Source organism: Campylobacter sp. FOBRC14 (genome assembly GCF_000287855.1).
Taxonomy (GTDB): domain Bacteria; phylum Campylobacterota; class Campylobacteria; order Campylobacterales; family Campylobacteraceae; genus Campylobacter_A; species Campylobacter_A curvus.
Map to the genome: position 1 here is coordinate 17,172 of NZ_ALJJ01000009.1, position 15,636 is coordinate 32,807.

Annotated in this window: 19 protein-coding genes; 12 read left to right on the forward strand and 7 right to left on the reverse strand. The window is 43.9% G+C overall.

The annotated features are described in order from the left end of the window. Positions 1-4 precede the first annotated feature (4 nt). Entirely contained in the window at positions 5-1,069 is a 1,065-nt protein-coding gene (gene fbaA, locus HMPREF1139_RS03335) for a class II fructose-bisphosphate aldolase (protein WP_009650059.1), read from the reverse strand. Between the two features lie 16 nt (positions 1,070-1,085). After that, positions 1,086-1,904, reverse strand: coding sequence for a peptidylprolyl isomerase (locus HMPREF1139_RS03340; RefSeq protein WP_009650011.1), 819 nt, complete (start codon positions 1,902-1,904; stop codon positions 1,086-1,088). 94 nt (positions 1,905-1,998) lie between these two features. On the opposite strand from HMPREF1139_RS03340, the gene nth reads away from it, so the two are divergent. Further along, entirely contained in the window at positions 1,999-2,634 is a 636-nt protein-coding gene (nth, locus tag HMPREF1139_RS03345; protein ID WP_009650367.1) for an endonuclease III, read from the forward strand. A 7-nt stretch (positions 2,635-2,641) separates the two neighbouring features. On the opposite strand, the gene HMPREF1139_RS03350 is transcribed toward nth, so the two are convergent. The 4 genes from HMPREF1139_RS03350 to HMPREF1139_RS03365 are packed head-to-tail and all read right to left on the reverse strand — an operon-like array spanning position 2,642 to position 5,587. Then, positions 2,642-3,925 (reverse strand): M20/M25/M40 family metallo-hydrolase, encoded by a 1,284-nt coding sequence (locus HMPREF1139_RS03350; RefSeq protein WP_009649938.1) that lies wholly within the window; start codon positions 3,923-3,925, stop codon positions 2,642-2,644. A 9-nt stretch (positions 3,926-3,934) separates the two neighbouring features. Continuing rightward, a complete protein-coding gene (locus HMPREF1139_RS03355) occupies positions 3,935-4,189 on the reverse strand; it encodes a heavy-metal-associated domain-containing protein (RefSeq protein ID WP_009650125.1) in 255 nt (84 codons plus the stop codon). Beyond that, positions 4,182-4,505, reverse strand: a complete 324-nt coding sequence (locus HMPREF1139_RS03360) for an aryl sulfotransferase (protein WP_009650238.1) — start codon at positions 4,503-4,505, stop codon at positions 4,182-4,184. The genes HMPREF1139_RS03355 and HMPREF1139_RS03360 overlap by 8 nt, the downstream gene beginning before the upstream one ends. Then, the gene (locus HMPREF1139_RS03365; protein WP_009649956.1) at positions 4,502-5,587 is read right to left on the reverse strand and encodes a transglutaminase-like domain-containing protein; all 1,086 of its coding nucleotides are present in this window, start codon (positions 5,585-5,587) and stop codon (positions 4,502-4,504) included. The genes HMPREF1139_RS03360 and HMPREF1139_RS03365 overlap by 4 nt, the downstream gene beginning before the upstream one ends. A 96-nt stretch (positions 5,588-5,683) precedes the next feature. Here HMPREF1139_RS03365 and HMPREF1139_RS03370 point away from each other — a divergent pair, with 96 nt between their 5' ends. The 4 genes from HMPREF1139_RS03370 to HMPREF1139_RS03385 all read left to right on the forward strand — a co-directional run bounded on the left by HMPREF1139_RS03370 (position 5,684) and on the right by HMPREF1139_RS03385 (position 8,639). Further along, the gene (locus tag HMPREF1139_RS03370) at positions 5,684-5,851 is read left to right on the forward strand and encodes a hypothetical protein (RefSeq protein WP_169753837.1); all 168 of its coding nucleotides are present in this window, start codon (positions 5,684-5,686) and stop codon (positions 5,849-5,851) included. Continuing rightward, on the forward strand, positions 5,852-6,748 hold the full coding sequence (cmoB, locus tag HMPREF1139_RS03375) for a tRNA 5-methoxyuridine(34)/uridine 5-oxyacetic acid(34) synthase CmoB (RefSeq protein WP_009650369.1): 897 nt from the start codon (positions 5,852-5,854) through the stop codon (positions 6,746-6,748). Positions 6,749-6,756: 8 nt separating this feature from the next. Then, a complete protein-coding gene (locus tag HMPREF1139_RS03380; protein ID WP_009650244.1) occupies positions 6,757-7,290 on the forward strand; it encodes a PaaI family thioesterase in 534 nt (177 codons plus the stop codon). A 131-nt stretch (positions 7,291-7,421) separates the two neighbouring features. Beyond that, complete coding sequence (locus HMPREF1139_RS03385) at positions 7,422-8,639, forward strand: major outer membrane protein (protein ID WP_009650117.1); 1,218 nt, start codon at positions 7,422-7,424, stop codon at positions 8,637-8,639. A 36-nt stretch (positions 8,640-8,675) separates the two neighbouring features. Here HMPREF1139_RS03385 and HMPREF1139_RS03390 read toward each other — a convergent pair whose 3' ends face one another. Then, on the reverse strand, positions 8,676-9,278 hold the full coding sequence (locus tag HMPREF1139_RS03390; protein WP_009650101.1) for an MBL fold metallo-hydrolase: 603 nt from the start codon (positions 9,276-9,278) through the stop codon (positions 8,676-8,678). 114 nt (positions 9,279-9,392) lie between these two features. On the opposite strand from HMPREF1139_RS03390, the gene HMPREF1139_RS03395 reads away from it, so the two are divergent. Genes HMPREF1139_RS03395 through kdsB form a run of 7 tightly spaced genes read left to right on the forward strand, consistent with a single transcriptional unit; the run spans position 9,393 to position 15,575 of the window. Continuing rightward, positions 9,393-10,145, forward strand: coding sequence for an NAD+ synthase (locus HMPREF1139_RS03395; RefSeq protein WP_009650006.1), 753 nt, complete (start codon positions 9,393-9,395; stop codon positions 10,143-10,145). Between the two features lie 11 nt (positions 10,146-10,156). Further along, the gene (locus HMPREF1139_RS03400) at positions 10,157-11,290 is read left to right on the forward strand and encodes a DegT/DnrJ/EryC1/StrS family aminotransferase (protein WP_009650133.1); all 1,134 of its coding nucleotides are present in this window, start codon (positions 10,157-10,159) and stop codon (positions 11,288-11,290) included. Beyond that, on the forward strand, positions 11,283-12,206 hold the full coding sequence (locus HMPREF1139_RS03405; RefSeq protein WP_009650192.1) for a tetraacyldisaccharide 4'-kinase: 924 nt from the start codon (positions 11,283-11,285) through the stop codon (positions 12,204-12,206). Before HMPREF1139_RS03400 ends, HMPREF1139_RS03405 begins: the two co-directional genes overlap by 8 nt. Positions 12,207-12,248: 42 nt before the next feature. After that, positions 12,249-13,094 (forward strand): acetylglutamate kinase, encoded by an 846-nt coding sequence (gene argB / locus HMPREF1139_RS03410; RefSeq protein ID WP_009650002.1) that lies wholly within the window; start codon positions 12,249-12,251, stop codon positions 13,092-13,094. Then, on the forward strand, positions 13,091-13,402 hold the full coding sequence (gene cutA / locus HMPREF1139_RS03415) for a divalent-cation tolerance protein CutA (RefSeq protein ID WP_232209595.1): 312 nt from the start codon (positions 13,091-13,093) through the stop codon (positions 13,400-13,402). Before argB ends, cutA begins: the two co-directional genes overlap by 4 nt. Beyond that, entirely contained in the window at positions 13,399-14,862 is a 1,464-nt protein-coding gene (gene thrC / locus HMPREF1139_RS03420; RefSeq protein WP_009650211.1) for a threonine synthase, read from the forward strand. Before cutA ends, thrC begins: the two co-directional genes overlap by 4 nt. Further along, positions 14,859-15,575 (forward strand): 3-deoxy-manno-octulosonate cytidylyltransferase, encoded by a 717-nt coding sequence (gene kdsB / locus HMPREF1139_RS03425; protein ID WP_009649962.1) that lies wholly within the window; start codon positions 14,859-14,861, stop codon positions 15,573-15,575. Before thrC ends, kdsB begins: the two co-directional genes overlap by 4 nt. The last annotated feature ends 61 nt before the right edge of the window (positions 15,576-15,636 follow it).

The window sequence follows — 15,636 nt, forward strand, 5'->3', positions numbered from 1 at the left end:
AAATTTAGTTCCTATCGATGCAGTTTAGGTCGCTAAATGCAGTCTGCAAGCGCCTAACCATACTCTCCTCACCGCATCTTAGCCATTTGCGCGGGTCGTAATATTTTTTATTAGGCTTATCTTCACCTTCCGGGTTGCCGATTTGCCCTTGCAAATAGCCGTGATTTTTGGCCTCGTACTCACGCACTCCGTCCCAAAACGCCCACTGCGTGTCGGTGTCGATATTCATCTTTATGACGCCGTAGCTCACTGCATCTTTGATGTCCTTAAGCTCACTACCGCTACCGCCGTGAAATACGAAATTTACGGGCTTGTCGTTTTTGGTATTAAATTTCTTAGCTACGTAAGCTTGAGAATTTTTCAAAATTTCAGGCCTTAGCACGACATTTCCCGGCTTGTAGACGCCATGAACGTTGCCAAAACTAGCTGCGATGCTGAATTTATCGCTTATCTTGCCAAGTCTCTCGTAAGCAAGCGCGACGTCTTCAGGTTGCGTATAAAGAAGCGCGTTATCAACGCTTGTGTTATCCACACCGTCCTCTTCGCCGCCCGTCACACCAAGCTCGATCTCCAGGCTGATGCCAAGCTCACTGAGCTTTTTTAGGTATTTTTCACAAGTGCTTAAATTTTCATCAAGACTCTCCTCGCTAAGATCAAGCATATGCGAGCTAAAAAGAGGCACGCCAAATGCGCGCTTATGCTCGCGGCTAGCCTCGATGAGAGCGTCTATCCAAGGCAGTAGCTTCCTTGCGGCGTGATCGGTATGAAGCACGACAGGCACGCCGTATTCACGGGCCAACAAATGCACATGCTTTGCGCCGGCTATCGCACCTAAAACATCGGCCTTAGGGCATGATTTGCCAGCGTAAAAGCTGGCTCCGCCGTTGCTAAACTGGATGATAACGGGCGAATTTGCCGTCTTGGCAGCCTCCAGGACGGCATTTACAGAGTTGTTTCCCACAACATTTACAGCCGGTATCGCAAAGCCTTGTTCCTTTGCAAAAGTGTATAGTCTATTTACGTCCTCACCACTCAAAACGCCTGCTTTTACAACATCTAAAACGCCCATTTTATCCTCCGAAATTTTATTTATACTCTATTTTGGCTTTCGCGCGAAGTGCATCGCCTTTTTGTCTTATAGTGTTTTGAAATTTCTCCATTTTGACGGCTTGCTCGATTTGAGGTTTAGCCTGTTCGAAGCTTACGACGCCAGCTGGTTTTGAGTCCTCTTTCAAGATGATGTGGTATCCAAATTGAGATTTGACAGGTTTAGTAGATACACTACCTTTGCTCATCGAAAATACCGCGTCTGCGAAAGGTTTTACCATTTGGCTTTGTCCAAACCATCCAAGCTCGCCACCGTGAGCTGCAGAGCCCTTGTCAATAGAATCTGCTTGTGCAAGCTCGGCAAATTTCTTAGCCAAAGCATCGCCCTTTAAATTTTTAAGCTGAGCTATGATCGCGTTTGCGGTCTTCTCATCCTCGACTAGGATATGGCTGGCACGCGCTTGAGCCGGTTGATTTAGGCTATCTTTGTTTTTATTGTAGAAATTTCTAAGCTCATCGTCACTCGTTTTGATACCGTCAAAAATTTTCCTCATATAAAGCTCTACCGCGATGCCTTCTTGTGCGGCTTGAACAGCTTTTATATACTCCGGATCTTTTTCGATACCTGATGCCTTAGCGTCTTTTAAAAGAAGCTTTCTGTTTATGAGATCGTCTATGATGCGTTTTTTCTCGTTAGGTTGAAGCTTGCTGGCGTCAAATCCAGGCATAGCGGCAGCCAAAAGTGCAGAAATATCCGTATCATTTATGTTTTCTCCGTCAACAGTTGCCACGACAGCGGCATTTAGGCTGATAGCAGCAGCCAAACTCAAAATAGCTGGAAATAAAAATTTTTTCATACAAATCCTTTAGAAAAATTGATTTTAGGCGGTCATTATACCAAATAAAGCCATAACTTTTCATTTAACTTATAAAATTTGATAAAATACCAAAATGAGAAGTAAAAAAGATATTTCACAGATAAAAAGCAGGTTGCTTTTAGCCTACAAGGACGCAAAAAGCGAGCTAAGGTTCAAAAGCCCTTACGAGCTAATAGTTTGCGTCATGCTCTCGGCTCAATGCACCGACAAGCGCGTAAATCTCATTACTCCTGCGCTTTTTGAGGCCTATCCGAACGTCAAAGCGATGGCGAACGCGAATTTAGCCAGCGTGAAGCTGCTTATAAATTCATGCAGCTTTTTTAACAACAAAGCTCAAAATCTGATAAAAATGGCAAAAAGCGTCATGGCTGAGCATGACGGCGAGATCCCGCTTGATGAAAGCAAGCTGATAAAGCTAGCCGGCGTCGGACAAAAGACCGCTCACGTCGTGCTCTTAGAGGCGACAGGCGCAAACGTGATGGCTGTGGATACGCATGTATTTCGCGTGTCGCACAGACTAGGTCTAAGCAGGGCAAAGACTCCCGAAGCCACAGAGGTGGATCTGAGTGAAATTTTTAAAACCGAGCTTGGCAGGCTACACCAGGCGATGGTGCTCTTTGGACGCTACACCTGTAAGGCGCAAAAGCCGCTGTGTGCGCAGTGCATCCTAAACGACCTTTGCAAAAGTAAGGATAAAATTTCAGAGTGAAATTCCATCACTGATTTTTTGTCATTATATTTCGCACGACCTGCGTTATCACGCCTACGGATGCGATCTCGCAGCGCTCATTTACGGAGTGAGGTGAGTAGATGTTTGGTCCGATCGATGTAGCCTCTAAATTTTTATGTTTCTCTAAAAGCACCCCGCATTCAAGCCCGGCGTGTATGGCCGTTATGACGGCATTTGGGCAGAATTTTTGAAGCTCTTTTAAAACATCGTCTGCAAATTCTCCTCCGACCGGCTTCCACGGCGCAGAGCGATCCTGCACTCGCACCTCAAAGCCAAGCGCCTTGGCAAGCTCGCTAAGCTCGAATTCCATCCTTTTTAGCCCTTCAAAGCTGACCGAGCGAGCGAAAAATTCCGCCTCGACCTTGTCATTGTCAAATTTCACGATAGATAAATTTACGCTATCGTTTGGCATATTAAGCTCTTTGCTAAAGCTTCGCACGCCCTGAGAAAACGAATTCACAAGGGCTAAAATTTTATCCCCGTCGGCTAAAATTTCAGCCTTGCCACCTAGTTTTTTTATGGCTATCTTTTCATTTTCACTTTGCAGATCCTTTTGGCTCATCACAAGCGCACTGGCAGATGATGGTATGGAGTTGCTCCTCTCGCCACCCTCGAATTTCACGATCTTGCAGCCGTTTTCGCGTAAAAATCTAGCTAAAATTTTGATCGCGTTTGGTATGTCCTTATGTATCTCGTTTCCCGAGTGTCCGCCAGGATAGCCGCTCACGCGCACTTCGTAAAGCTCTCCTTGCGCCTCGTGCTTATCTCGCACGTTCATCGCGGCAAATACGTTTATACCGCCGGCACAGCCTATGATGACCTCGTTATTATCCTCACTGTCTAAATTTAGGAGTTTTTTAGAGATCAGTTGTCCCTTAAAGCCGTTCGCACCGATCAAACCGACCTCTTCGTCGTTAGTAAATAAACACTCGATATTTTTAAATTCGCCAAGCATTTGCATCATTATGGCTACGCCTATACCGTTGTCAGCGCCAAGAGAGGAATTATGAGCCCGCATAAAGCCGTCATCGTCGTATCTGATCTTGATATTTGGCGCGTCGCCCATGCAGACCATATCATAGTGGCTTTGCAGGCAAATTTTAGGCTCGCCCTTTACGGCGTGGATGTTGCCTACCTCGTCTATGCTGACCTTGCATCCATGTGAGCGCGCAAAGTCCGCTAAAAATTCGCGCATCTGCTTAGTGTCGAAACTGCAATGTGGAATTTTGCTAAGAGTCTCGAATTTAGCCAGGATTTCATCTTTTGACATATTTTCTCCTTATTTTATGACACCAGGATACCCGGTCGCTTTTATCGCTTCAAGCATCGCGTCTTTATCGACATTTTCATCCGCCTCGACTACGGCTGTACGCGTCTTTAGCGAGACGCTGGCCTTTTGCACGCCGGCAACTTCCAGCAGCGCTTTCCTCACGATAGCGGTGCAAAGCGGACAGTGCATCGCCTCGATATAGATACTTATCGTTTGGGCGAACGCCCCCACGCAAAGTAGTGCGATGAGTAAAATTTTACGCATAAAATTTCCCTAAAATTTCAGGATAGAATAGCAAGCACAGCACGATCGCTCCTGATATGATGTAGATAAACAGCCATTTTTTGCGACCGGCTCCTAGTGCGCAACTTTTTGGCTTATAAAATATAAAAATACCGCAAAGCACGAAAGAGACGAGTGCAAGCACCGAAAACAGCGTCCTATACTCATAAAGTCCTTGCGTCCAGGACAAAAAAGAAAACGATGTGCCAAAGAGCAAAAATAAAAGCGCGGGCAAACAGCACAAGGTAGCGGCAAATGCGCTACCAAGAGATGTCAATATGAGCCAAATAGGCTTCAATCCTTGATCTCCAAAGATGTGTAGTCGTAGCTGAATTCTTTTGGAGAGTAGTAGTTTTGAGTATTGCCGTCCACTTCGGCATACGGATAGCCAAAGTTGTTTAGCGGAGACTGCGCAGGCTCCGGCGTCAAGACGAAGTCGCGTCCGTAGTTGAAGGCTATCCAGCACATCTCCCAGTTGCCAAAGAGATATTCGCGTATGTGCGCTAGCTTGCTGTCGTCGTTAGAGAGCTTCTCTCCTAGGCGCACCTTCGTAACGTCGGCAGGGTCGACTGGTATCCAGCCGTAGCCTTTTAGATAAAATTCAGCCCTGCAGTGCTGTCCGCCTGAAATTTTAGCCAGGCCGTCCTTTGCGCTACCCATCTGATCGGAAAATCTCGACTGCCCTACTCTGATGCCAAAAATTTCACGCGCAGGTATGCCGACCGATCTGCAAAGCCCGACGAAAACGGAGTTTATATCGGTGCATTTGCCGGTCAGCTTGCCGCTTTCAAGTATGGCTTTGACATCGCCAAGCCCGCATCCTAATACGCTGTTATCGCGTTGCATATTGTTTGCGACCCACGTATATATCGCTCTTGCACGCTCTAGATCGCCTTTTACGTCGCCTATTATCTCAAGCGCCTTATCTTTTACCACGCCCGTAGTCGGGATGTGCGAGGTCGGCTTTAAAAATTCCAGTATCGACGGCTCCATTTTCTCGTTAGGATCGTAGTTTACTTTGCTAAAATCGGTATTTCGCTCGATCGTCTCTATCCTAAAATCAACATTTAGCACTGGTCTTTGCTCGTTTGGTGCAAATTCTCCAAAAAGAGTCGGTATCTGCGTATCCGAGATGAAAGCGTTATTTGCGGTCGTGTTGATCGCGTAGTCTTTTACTAGATGCTGATACTCGCTGTGAAGCGTGAGGGGCACCCAAATTTTTGAAATTTCGCCCTTTTCTACGAGCTGATGCTTGAAGCTAACGTCAAACGTCCTCTTTTTTGGCTCTAAAGCGCCATTTTCGCTCGCTAGGATAGCGTTTGGAAGCAGACTGGCCGCACCTAAAATACCACTAAATTTAAAAAAATCTCTTCTTTGCATGGATTGCCTTTATTTTTTCTAGCTGACCTCAGCCCTTGGTGGCTTATTGTAGCATAAATTTTGGCATTTTGGCTGTTTTATGATAAAATCCGCGCTATGAAAAAGATTATTTTTTTAGCCATTATCGCGGCTAGTTTCAACGGTTGCATCTACCTAAACGACCGCGGGGTTTCGACGCAATACTACAACGACTGCAAAGAGTATTATGACGCGACAGGGACGTATCAAAAAGAGTGTCCGCACAATATGATCGACTGGAAATAAATGGATATAAATAAGGCCAGAAAAGCTAAATTTGACGAGCTAAACAGCGGTAAAAATTTAGAAATTTCACGCGCGATAGAGGCGCTTGGAGATCTTGAGTGCGCGTGCGAATTTAGCGATACGATAAATATAAAATTTCAAAATTTGAGCGCCGAGAAAAAAGAGGAGATTTACGCTCTCGCAAAGTCGCTAAAGCCTTGGCGCAAGGGGCCTTTTAAGATAGATGATATATTTATCGACACCGAGTGGCAAAGCTTTATTAAATTTAATCTCTTGGCGCCGCATCTGAATTTAGACGGTAAAAGCGTCGCTGACGTGGGCTGCAACAATGGCTATTATATGTTTAGGATGCTAAATTTCGCCCCTAAAAAGATAACTGGCTTTGATCCGAGCGTCCATACGGCGCTTCAGTTTAAATTTATAAACCATTTTGCCAAGACAAATATCGCTTACGAGATGCTTGGCGTAGAGCATTTGCCGTTTTTTGAGAGTAAATTCGACACTATTTTTTGCCTTGGCGTGATCTATCATAGAAGCGATCCGATAAAAATGCTAAAAGAGCTAAAAAGCGCGCTAAATCCGGGCGGAGAGGTATTTTTAGACACGATGTATATCGATATGCGGGGAGAATTTGCCCTAAGCCCCAAAAATACCTATTCCAAGATACCAAATATCTATTTCGTGCCTACGATAGACGCTCTGCAGGGCTGGTGCGAGAGGGCGAAATTTAAAGATTTTGAAATTTTAGCCACGAAGCAAACGGATACGAGCGAACAGCGAAAGACGCCATGGATAGACGGGCAAAGCTTGCAAAATTTCCTCGATCCAAACGACAACACCAAAACGATAGAGGGCTATCCCGCACCAAAACGAGTATATGTAAAAATCAAAATTTAAGGATAAAAATGGCTGATGATAATATTTACGAAGCTAGCGAAGAGAGTCAAATAGTCTTGCCCGAGGATGAAAATCCATTTAGAAACGACATCAAGACATCTCCTGCTATAAAGCTGAATTTAAGTGGAACGACCACCTTTTTGGAAAAAAATCACGCAAAGACGAAATTTTACACCAATGCCGACATGGTCGCGGACGACAGAGGGCTCATACACAGCGGATTTATCTTTTCGGCGGCAAACTACGCCGCACTTGTGGCTATAAATGAGGAATTTTGCGTAACTATCGGTGCTCGTATAAATTTTTTCGGTCCGTTGAAGCTTGGCGATATCGTAGAATTTGAAGCTAAAGCGCATTTTGACGAAAATAGAAAACGCGAAGTGCGAGTGACCGGACATACAAAAGAGATCAAAATTTTTGAAGGGACGTTTCAGCTAGTCAAGCTCGAGGAGCATATTTTCGATGCACAACAAAAAAATATACAAAAAGAGGCCGCGATAAGACGCACTAAAGAAAAACAAGAAAAAGACGGGTCTAAATAGGAGGCTTTTTATCCGCTTAGCACCTTTTAGTAAATAAACGGTAATTTTTTAAAATATTTAATTTTATATTAAGCTACAAAGCTAATTTTATATGGTAATATTCTCATTAAACTTTTATTAAAGGAGTCTTAATGAAACTGACTAAAATTAGTCTAGCGGCTTTGGTTGCTTTAGGTGCATTTTCAAGCGTTGCAAGTGCGACACCACTTGAAGAGGCTATAAAAAACGTTGATCTCTCAGGCTTTGCAAGGTATCGTTATACGGACGACCATTTTGACAACAAAGGTGCGAAAACCACAAATGCAAATCATAGATTTAGAATAGAAAGCGCATTTAAAGCAGCTATCGATGATAACTTCTTTGGCGTCTTAAATCTTTTATATGATACAAAAGATGGCTCAGGTCATATGACTCCCAATGCTACAGATCAAACAAATACTACAGGTAGCTTCGGCGTTCAAGAATTTTACTTAGGTTATAAATATGGAAACACTACTGTAACAGCCGGTAAGCAGCTAATCAAAACATTTTTTGATGATGGCGATATATCAGGCACAGGTGTTAAAATCTTAAATACAGATGTTCCGGGACTAACCTTAACAGCGGCTGCATATGATGCATTAGAGTATGGCACAGTTGATGTAGATGGTCCGTTACTAAATGCTATCGGCGCTATGGATAAATCGCCGAATCTATACGTATTAGGCGCTATGGGCTCATATGATCCAGTGGCATTTAAAATTTGGTATGCAAATCTTCATGACGTAGCAAATTTGATCGCAGGCGATGCTGCCGTGAACTTTAACATAAACGACTTCAAGCTAGGTTTACAAGGTCAATACGCTCATAATGAGTCAGATCATGCAGACTATACAGATGCTAATTTCTATGGCGTAAAAGCTAACTTCGGTATACTAGGTGCTAGCCTAAACGCAGGATATATAAACTTTAAAGCCGATAACACAAGCAATGGCGGAGTAGGAACATCTTTCGTTTCAATCGATTCAAATGGTGGTTATATAAATCCAGCCAAAATTCTAAACGGTGCAATGAGTAGTAGCTCTCAATTTTATAACAATATAAAAGACAAGAACGATTACTGGTTCATCAATGCCAAATATGTATTTGATCAAAAATATGGTATCGGCGCAGGATACACAAAAGGCAAAGGCTATAGCAATGCCCTTGCAGAAAAAAGAGCTAAAAGAGATGAGTGGTATGGCCAACTCGACTATAAATATAGCAAAAAGCTAAATTTCATGGCTTGGTATGCAGCTGCTAAAGATAAAAAAGACGGAGAAAAATACAAACAAGATAGGATCAGATTCGAAGCAAAATATAGCTTCTAATCCACTTGATATCCGGGTATGCGATATGCTCGGATATCAACTCTTTCTTACATATCTTATCCATATATCTAAATTTTCTTGTTCTCTCTTAAGCGTGCTGGGCTCGCCGTGTCCAGGGTATAAGATAAAATCGCCTCTTAAATTTTTACATTTTTCAAGACTTTTTATCATGTCTTCCTTGCTAGAATACGGAAAATCCCACCTACCAATGCTGTCTTTAAATAAAAAATCGCCGCTAAACATAGCCTCGCCGATTTGTATCATCGAGCATCCCGGCGTATGTCCGCTAAACAGGTAAAATCTCACACTCATATCACCGATCATGATCTCTTTATCGCCACTGATCAAGGCATCGGCGGTAAAACACTCGTATCCGTAGCCAAAGACATCGCTTTGCACCATAAATGCGTCATTTTCATTGATATAAACGGGCAAGCCAAGCTCGTCTTTTAGGGCTTTGACGTCAAATATATGATCAAAGTGTCCATGCGTACAAAGTATGGCTTTTGCATCTTTTGCGTTTTGCTTGACCCACTCTTTAGCGCCCTCTCCAGGGTCTATGACAATATCGCCGCCAGGAGTTTTTACGATGTAGCAATTTGTCATATACGGACCGAAATTTTCAGATAAAATTTGCATTTTTATACTTTAATTTAAATTTTTAAGAATTTTACAATAAATTCCTTAAACTTAAAGGAAAATTTTAAAATAAAACTAGTATAATTGAACCAATAAAAATAAATCGGTGCAAAGATGAAAGATTACGAAAGCATAAAGAAAATTTTAGTTGAATTCTTAAAAAATTACATTACAAAAAAGAGTAAATCTAAAAATCTGCTGATAGGTGTGAGTGGAGGCATAGACTCTGCGGTAGTAGCCACTCTGTGCGCGGCTGCTATGCCAAAAAATACCCACGCTCTCATAATGCCAACAAACGCTTCAAGCACTAAAAACATAGACGATGCGTTAAATCTATGCAAAAAGCTTGGCTTAAATTTTAAAATTTTAAATATCCAAGCCATCCTTGACGCATTTGGCGACTCTATAGGCGAAAACATAGACAAACTTCGTAAAGGAAATTTAAGCGCAAGGGTGCGCATGAGTCTGCTGTATGACTACTCGGCCAGCATAAACGCTCTAGTCGTAGGCACCAGCAACAAAAGCGAGCTGATGCTAGGATACGGCACTATCTTTGGTGACCTGGCATGTGCGATAAATCCTATCGGCGAGCTTTATAAAACTGAAATTTTTGAATTCGCAAAGTATCTTGGAGTCGATGAAAACATCATAAACAAAGCGCCAAGCGCCGATCTTTGGGATGGCCAAAGCGACGAGGCCGACATCGGATACACTTATGAAACGATAGATGAGATATTAAAAGGTATAGCAGGAGGGAATTTAGGCGCAAGCGTCGATAAATTTGGACAAGATACGGTCGACGAGATCGTAAAAAGGGTAGAATCGAATAAATTTAAGCGACAAATGCCGTTGATAGCAAAAATTTAAAAGGATTTATAATGAAAGAAATTTCATTTTACAAACCAACCGTCACAGAGCGCGAAAGTGAGCTTATCAAAGAGGTCCTATACGGACAAGATCCAAACAGCATAATAGACAAATTTGAAGAGGCTCTGAAGAAGTATTTTGACGCAAAACATGTTATCACGACAAATAACAGCGCGGCGGCGCACCATTTGGCACTAAGCGCCATGCATATCAAACGTGGCGATAAGATACTCTGCTCGGTAAATGCCTTTCCTAGCGTAGCTCAGGCGATCCGCCATTTTGATGCGGAGCCGATATTTGTGGATATAAATGAGGATGATTTTAACATAAACCCCGATGCACTCGAGAAAATTTTAAAAGAGCAAAACCACAAAAAGCTAAAATGCGCCTTCGTCACTCATATAGCCGGTCAAAGTGCGCAAATGGACGAGATAAAGGAGATAGGCGAACGCTATGATGTTCAAATTTTAGACGATGCGAATAGAGCCATAGGATTTACCTACAATGGCAAGAAAGTCGGCAGTAAAGACTCGTTTTTATCGTGCTTTCAGACAAATTCTCAAGTGCAAAATCCAATCTCCACAGCCGGATTTTTCACCACAAACGACGACGAGATCGCCAAAAGCGCCAAGCTACTTCGCAACTACGCGCTGGTAAACGGCATCGATAAATACGGCAATCTAAGCTACATCTACGATGTCGTGGATATCGGGCTAAAATACGATATAAACGCGCTGAATGCGGCATTTTCGCTCGCTCAGCTAGAAAAGAACGACGGCTTCATAAAACGTCAGCGAGAGATAGCTGCGATCTACGATAAGGAGCTAGCGGGCTATCCACAGATCGCCACACCAGTAAAAAAACGCGATCATATCTACTCGCAATACATCATAAAAGTAAATAAAAACCGCGACGGCTTTGCAAGAGAGCTACTAGAGCGCGGCATACACACATCTTTACACTACATACCGATACACCTGCTAAGCTATTATAAAAACAAATACGCGCTTAAAGTAAATGACTTCCCTACTGCGCTAAAGGTCTATCAGCAAGTGCTTTCGCTGCCTATCTACGACGGGCTGAAAGACGAAGACGTCTACTACATCTGCGACACGATAAAAGAGATACTGAAAAATCGTGCCTAAAAGCAGCTTCGAGCAAAATTTACACACTTGGGCGAACAGATATTTTTATCGCCCAAGCCTCCCGCAAAAGCTGCTAGCCTACGCACTTTTACCGCTTAGTCTCGTTTATACCGCCATCATTTGGATCAAAAAAATTTCAAGCTGCAAAAAAGACTTTGGTATCAAAATTTTAAGCGTGGGGAATTTAAGCCTTGGTGGAAGCGGCAAAACTCCGCTTTGTATCGCCATTGCAAATGAATTTAAAGGTGCATTCATCGTGCTAAGAGGCTACAAAAGAGCCACCAAGGGCATGCTGGTAGTCTGCAAAAACGGCGAAATTTTAGCAGATACACGCACGAGCGGCGATGAGGCCATGGAATACGCCATAAGCGTCAAAGATGCAAACGTCATCGTAAGTGAAAACCGCGACGAAGCGATAGAATTTGCCAAAAACGCCGGCGCCAGATATGTCTTGATGGACGATGGCTTTGGTAAATTTCATATCAAAAAATTTGACATCTTGTTGCGCCCAGCTCCAAAGCCCGCGCTAAATTTCACTATCCCTAGCGGCGCTTACCGCTATCCGGTAAGCTTTTATAAATTTGCAGACTTTATCGCCGAGCCGGGCCAGACGCACTTTAGAAAGAGCAGAATCGAAAATCCCACGCCAAAAATGGTGCTAGTGACCGGCATAGCCAACCCGGCGCGCTTAGAGCCGTTTTTTAAAGATACGCTAGCACAGATCTTTTACCCCGATCATTACAGCTTTTGCAAGGACGAGCTCGCTCAAATTTTAAAAGAGCGTGAGGCAAGCTCGCTTTTGATGACGCGAAAGGACTACGTAAAGGTGCGAGACTTTGGCCTACCGATCTCGCTCATCACGTTAGAAACGACGCTTAGCGAAGAGTTTAAAACGCTGATACAATCTAAAATTTAAGCGCATTTTGTTATAATCTGACATTTTTAGCGAAGGATCGAAGTGCAAAATTCACTACAAGTCGCGCAGGTCATCATCTCGGCCCTGCCTTATATTCAAAAATTTCGTAATAAAATTTTCGTCGTCAAATACGGCGGCTCCGCACAGATAGACGATACGCTCAAAAACGACTTCGTTCGCGATATAGCGCTGCTTCAGCTTGTAGGCTGCAAGGTCGTAGTCGTGCATGGCGGCGGTAAAAAGATAAATTCCTACCTTGATCGTTTGCATATAAAAAGTGAGTTCGTAGACGGGCTTCGCGTGACCGACAAAGAGGCTATGGAGATCGTCGAAATGGTGCTTAGCGGCAATATCAACAAAGAGATCACCGCGCTTTTGAACAAAAACGGCGCAAGAGCGATCGGCGTGAGCGGCAAAGATGCGAATTTACTCAAGGCAAGAATTTTAAATAACGGCAAATACGGCTTTGTGGGCGAGATAGAGCGCGTAAATACCTACGTCTTAAACGGCCTGCTCGAAAACGGCCTGATCCCGGTCGTCGCTCCTGTCGCCACTGACGACGAGGCCAACAGCTACAACATAAACGCCGATTTGTGCGCGAGCAAGATAGCAAGCGCGCTAAAGGCCGAACGCGTGATATTTCTCACCGACACGCGCGGGATACTGGATAAAGACGGAAATTTGATCAGCAAGCTAAATGAAGCGCATATAACTGCGCTAAAAGAGGACGGCACGATAAACGGCGGCATGATACCAAAGGTCGATGCAGCACTTGAATGTGTCAAAAACGGCGTCGCAAACGCACACATACTTGACGGCAGGCTGCCTCACTCGCTGCTGCTGGAGCTCTTTACTGATGACGGCATAGGGACGATGATAAAAGGATGAAAATTTTAATGACCTCGGTCGCTGATAAAAAGGCGGCCAAAATGCTAGGCAAAAAACTCATCAAAAATGGCTTGGCCGCTTGCGTCAGCAGCGTAAAGGCGGGTAGTCTTTACGTCTGGGACGATAAAATCTACGACGAGAAAGAGAGAATTCTGCTCATCAAGACGGACGCTAAATTTAAAAAAATAGCTAAATTCATAAAAGCAAATCACGGCTACGATCTGCCTGAAATTTTATCTTTCAAGCCAAAAGATATCTATAAAAAATACAAAATTTGGGTAAAAAATCAAACAAAAGGCAAAAAATGAGACTCACACCCACAAGAGCGGACAAAAACGAAAAGGTAAAAAATGTAAATTTAAGCACCGCACTGCTAAATCCAAGTAGCATCCACGGCGGACTTTACGCACCGACGAAGCTTCCAAAGATAAGCGCTAAAGCATGGCAAGATCTAAGCGCGTTAAGCTACGAAAAGCTGGCACTGGCTATCATCTCGCTCTTTAAATTCGACATCGACGAGGCAAGCTTTAAAAAGGCCTTGAGACGCTATAAAAATTTCGACCGACCAAATATACCGGTCGAATTTAAAAGGCTTGGTAAAAACCTATACATAAACGAGCTTTATCATGGGCCCACACGCGCTTTTAAGGATATGGCGCTTCAGCCTTTCGGCGAAATTTTAAGCAAGCTCGCGCAAAAACGAGGCGAAAACTACCTCATAATGTGCGCCACGAGCGGCGACACCGGCCCGGCGACGCTACAAACCTTCGCAAACGCTAAAAATATAAAAGCCATCTGCTTGTATCCTACGGGCGGCACGAGCGAGGTCCAGCGACTCCAGATGGTCTGCATGCCCGGCGAAAATTTAAAGGTCTTTGGCATAAAAGGCAACTTCGACGACGCTCAGCGCGCACTAAAAACGCTTCTGGCGAGTCAAAATTTTAAAAGCGAACTGGCTAAAAATCGTCTTTTGCTAAGCGCGGCAAACTCCGTAAATTTTGGCAGAATTTTGTTTCAGATCATCTACCACGCATACGCCTACGCACGCCTTTTAAAGCTTGGCAAACTAGGCAAAAACGAGAGCTTTGACATCATCGTGCCAAGCGGGAATTTCGGCAACGCTTTGGGGGCTTATTACGCTAAAAAAATGGGCGCAAAAATAGGCAAGATAAAGATCTCTTCAAACGCCAACAATATTTTGACCGAGCTTTTTACGACGGGCATTTACGATCTAAGGAACAAAACCTTAGTCAAGACCATAAGCCCGGCCATGGATATCTTGCTAAGCTCTAACGTCGAGCGCCTACTTTTTGATAAATTTGGCGCCGTACGCACGAAAGAGCTCATGGACGAGCTTAATAAAAATAAATTTTACAAGCTAAAGGCGCACGAACTAGCAGCGCTAAAAGAGGACTTTGAGGCAAACTTTTGCACCGACGAGGAGTGTGAAAGCTACATAAGCTCCTGGGCTAAAAAAGGCGTAGCGATCGACCCGCATACCGCAACATGCCTAAAAATGGTAGACAGCTCTCGTATAAACGTCATAACCTCGACTGCGCACTGGGTGAAATTTACACCAAGTATGCTAAAAGCCTGCGACGTGAAGGTAAAAGGCGGCGAAAAAGAGGGGCTAAAAAAGATGGCTGAAATTTTAAACGACACAGTGCCAAAGGCGATAGATGCGCTATTTGACGCGCCGATCCTACACCCTGAAGTGATAGCTCAAAGCCAGATCGAAAATAAAATTTTAGAATGGATCAAAAAATGATAATCATACCCGCCCGCCTGGCCTCGACTAGGTTTAAGGATAAAATTTTATGCGATATCGGCGGGGTGCCGATGTTTGTGGCTACGGCTAGACGCGTTAGTAGCTGCGATGATGTAGTAGTAGCGGTCGATGATGAAAGCGTCTTTGACATCGCACGAAAGCACGGACTAAAGGCCGTGATGACGAGCAAGGATCATCAAAGCGGGACGGACCGTATAAACGAAGCGGCGCAAATTTTAGGGCTAGACGAGCGCGAGATCATCATAAACGTCCAAGCCGACGAGCCCTTCATAGAGCCTGAAAATATCGCTAAATTCAAAGCCTTTTGCGAGGCTAAACGCGAAAAAGCCTTTATGTTTTCATGCTACAAGCTAGTTAGCGGCGAATTTGCCGATGATAAAAACCTAGTCAAAGTCGTTACTGATTTTGACGGCTTTGCGCTATATTTTTCACGCTCGCGCATACCTTTTGACCGCGCTAAATGCGACGAATATAAAGCTCACCTTGGCATCTACGGATACAGCGCACTAAATTTACGCAAATTTTGCTCACTTCGCACCTCACATCTTGAAAGTACCGAAAAGCTAGAACAGCTGCGCACCCTTGAAAACGGCAAGCGCATAGCGATGCTGGAGGTCTCAAGCCAGAGTATCGGCATAGACAGCGAGGATGACTACAAAAGAGCATTGGCGAAATTTCGGAACGATCTGTGACATTTGAGACTAAAAATATCTTGATTTATCTCAAATCAAATTTCACGCTTTTTGGCTACTA

Coding starts and splice junctions, on each gene's coding strand:
- thrC (WP_009650211.1), top strand. CDS start 13,399: ATGAGACTCACACCCACAAGAGCGGACAAAAACGAAAAGGTAAAAAAT.
- cmoB (WP_009650369.1), top strand. CDS start 5,852: ATGGATATAAATAAGGCCAGAAAAGCTAAATTTGACGAGCTAAACAGC.
- nth (WP_009650367.1), top strand. CDS start 1,999: ATGAGAAGTAAAAAAGATATTTCACAGATAAAAAGCAGGTTGCTTTTA.
- HMPREF1139_RS03390 (WP_009650101.1), bottom strand. CDS start 9,278: ATGCAAATTTTATCTGAAAATTTCGGTCCGTATATGACAAATTGCTAC.
- HMPREF1139_RS03395 (WP_009650006.1), top strand. CDS start 9,393: ATGAAAGATTACGAAAGCATAAAGAAAATTTTAGTTGAATTCTTAAAA.
- HMPREF1139_RS03355 (WP_009650125.1), bottom strand. CDS start 4,189: ATGCGTAAAATTTTACTCATCGCACTACTTTGCGTGGGGGCGTTCGCC.
- kdsB (WP_009649962.1), top strand. CDS start 14,859: ATGATAATCATACCCGCCCGCCTGGCCTCGACTAGGTTTAAGGATAAA.
- HMPREF1139_RS03385 (WP_009650117.1), top strand. CDS start 7,422: ATGAAACTGACTAAAATTAGTCTAGCGGCTTTGGTTGCTTTAGGTGCA.
- cutA (WP_232209595.1), top strand. CDS start 13,091: ATGAAAATTTTAATGACCTCGGTCGCTGATAAAAAGGCGGCCAAAATG.
- HMPREF1139_RS03370 (WP_169753837.1), top strand. CDS start 5,684: ATGAAAAAGATTATTTTTTTAGCCATTATCGCGGCTAGTTTCAACGGT.
- HMPREF1139_RS03340 (WP_009650011.1), bottom strand. CDS start 1,904: ATGAAAAAATTTTTATTTCCAGCTATTTTGAGTTTGGCTGCTGCTATC.
- HMPREF1139_RS03400 (WP_009650133.1), top strand. CDS start 10,157: ATGAAAGAAATTTCATTTTACAAACCAACCGTCACAGAGCGCGAAAGT.
- HMPREF1139_RS03365 (WP_009649956.1), bottom strand. CDS start 5,587: ATGCAAAGAAGAGATTTTTTTAAATTTAGTGGTATTTTAGGTGCGGCC.
- HMPREF1139_RS03380 (WP_009650244.1), top strand. CDS start 6,757: ATGGCTGATGATAATATTTACGAAGCTAGCGAAGAGAGTCAAATAGTC.
- fbaA (WP_009650059.1), bottom strand. CDS start 1,069: ATGGGCGTTTTAGATGTTGTAAAAGCAGGCGTTTTGAGTGGTGAGGAC.
- HMPREF1139_RS03350 (WP_009649938.1), bottom strand. CDS start 3,925: ATGTCAAAAGATGAAATCCTGGCTAAATTCGAGACTCTTAGCAAAATT.